Annotated in this window: 2 protein-coding genes and 1 pseudogene; 1 reads left to right on the top strand and 2 read right to left on the bottom strand. The window is 35.3% G+C overall.

The window, feature by feature from the left end; all coding sequences use genetic code 11:
• Positions 1-537, bottom strand: a 537-nt coding sequence (locus AC1DUW_RS26590; protein ID WP_477643902.1) for an MFS transporter, incomplete at its 3' end; no start/stop codon positions are given.
• Positions 538-1,113: 576 nt separating this feature from the next.
• Between AC1DUW_RS26590 and AC1DUW_RS26585 the strand changes: the two are divergent.
• Positions 1,114-1,518, top strand: a pseudogene (locus AC1DUW_RS26585) (transposase); the annotation flags it as partial.
• A 166-nt stretch (positions 1,519-1,684) separates the two neighbouring features.
• On the opposite strand, the gene AC1DUW_RS26580 reads toward AC1DUW_RS26585, so the two are convergent.
• The coding region (locus AC1DUW_RS26580) for a sodium:solute symporter family transporter (RefSeq protein ID WP_477643901.1) at positions 1,685-2,203 on the bottom strand (519 nt) is incomplete at its 5' end.

Here is a 2,203-nt window from a genome sequence, read left to right as displayed (position 1 = left end):
CCAGAAAACGGGCTCCCAGCCAGCCGTCGGCAGAAGCGACCGGCTTGTAAGCGAAGCCGCTATAGCTCCAACCGAATAACCACAAAAAACGAATGACACAAGAGCAGAACGGATGTGCTTAGGTGCAAATTCAGTGGTCAAGGCAATAACATTTGGCATGACTCCCCCTAGGCCAACACCAGCGATTACACGAAAAATTATAAACATAGTCGGTCCATTAGCGAACCCAGATAGCAGTGTGAAAAAGCTGAAGAGGAAAATGGTCAACAAGATAATTTTCTTTCTGCCCAATTTGTCTGCAAGTAACCCGAATACAATTGCGCCGGCCGCTGTACCCATTACCGTATAACTACCAATTGCACCTGCTGTCACATCAGATATTCCCCATTCCTTAATAAGGGACGGAACGACAGCCCCGTAAATGACAACATCATATCCATCAAACAAAATGACGAGAAAAAGCCAGAAAACAAGCCAAATATGAAATGAATGAATGCGGCTTCCGTCGATTACTTTCATTGGGTTAATCAACTTCATTATTATTGCCCCCCTTTAAATTTAGTTTCATTTAACAAATCGTATACTGCAACAATAGGAAACGCTTTCATTTTTTAATAACCTTTGTTCCTCCTCTTTAATATCTAAATTTTCCGTAATCTAATTTTATTAGCTGGCGTTTAAGATTGTTAGCCACTTAATGTAGGAAAAAAGAAGTTTATTTTCAGTTATTATGTAGTCTATTCGGATAGTTCAACCTACCCATTAACTAGTACAACAGCTGAGTGATATAAAAAAGAAGAAGTTCGCTAATTTAATACGCACAGTTTTCTTCTTAATGTACTTGAATCATTTGACAAATATATATAGTGCTATAGAGAAGCAAGGAACTCCGTTTATAAAATCTCCCTTACTTCTAATCTCTTTCGAATCCTAAACCCGTTGAATTTATAAGGGTCGAGCCATAAATTAAAAGTAAGATGGATATTATGTAGTCTTCTCAGTTAAACCCATGGCTACTAACCATGTTGTTATGGCCTTATCAGTATATTCTAGCGAGGCTATTGTTCATATGAAAATTGCTTTTTAGTTTCGTATCCATGTTTATGTGTGAATTCCTTACGATGGCAAATTGAACCTATCTTTAAAACATGGAAATCATTTTTTCGTATTCATCACTGTAATTCTGTAAAATTAGAACGACTAGAATGTCACTTATACGGACAATTAATAAGTATCCTTCTTTGTTCCTCTATCATGTTTCAAATGCGCTAATTACTCCTCATCAAGAAGAAACGAGAATTAAGCGAATATAAAGCGATTTATATCATAAAAGATTATTTTCCACTTATTTATCAATCTTTACAAAAAGACACCCAAGAATTAACAAAGATATTGTTTCGTCTGTTCAATCTCTTACAGAAAAACGGACGAAAATCCCATAGGTATGAGAAGAAAACCGTCTTTGATATCTTAGGTGTCGTATACAACTTTTCTATGTCTCAGAATCATGTAGCGTAATCCAAAAAATTGAAACCCGATAGGATTTATTTGGTATGCAAACCTTTAAAATACTTAAACTGTATCTTTAGAAAAAAGAAAAATCTCACGTGAAATTAAACGGTACATATTAGTCATGTTCAATATGTACCGCCCTTCATTTTTAAAAGTTTTTTCAATTTTGGTCTTAATAACGTATACTTTCTGCGTTTTGTTGCTGGGACCCCTTTTTAATCGGTAAATTTTTTGAAGCTAAACTTACAATAATGGTTATTAAAATATTTATAAATAATGCTATTGCTCCTGTACTAATGTCGTTAATAGTGTGTGGGACTGTTGGAAAAAAGGTTTCGATTTTTATATTGAAAGTCGTAGCATACAATACAATGAGCACTCCTGTAATAATTCCAGTCATTGCGCCATATTTATTAATATAATTTTTGGGGGAAAAGCTAAGGAATAATGCAGGTGCCAATTGTGCGATAAGACTGTATGACATGATGTTTAACAGTGCAAGTGCTGCCCCGCCAGATATGGTGAAGATTAAAGCAGTCAAAGAAAGGATAATGATGAATATTTTTGAGGCTACTAATTGTTGTTTTTCGGTAGCTTTTGGAAAAATAACATTGTAAACCCCTTTTGTTAAGCCAACAGATGCAGACAATAACATAACAGATGCTGGTACTAGAGCCGTTAGTAAACCAGC

The organism is Peribacillus sp. P4_C12 (assembly GCF_056402095.1).
The sequence above is the reverse complement of the archived record's forward strand: the minus strand, read 5'-3'. Positions and strand labels throughout refer to the sequence as shown.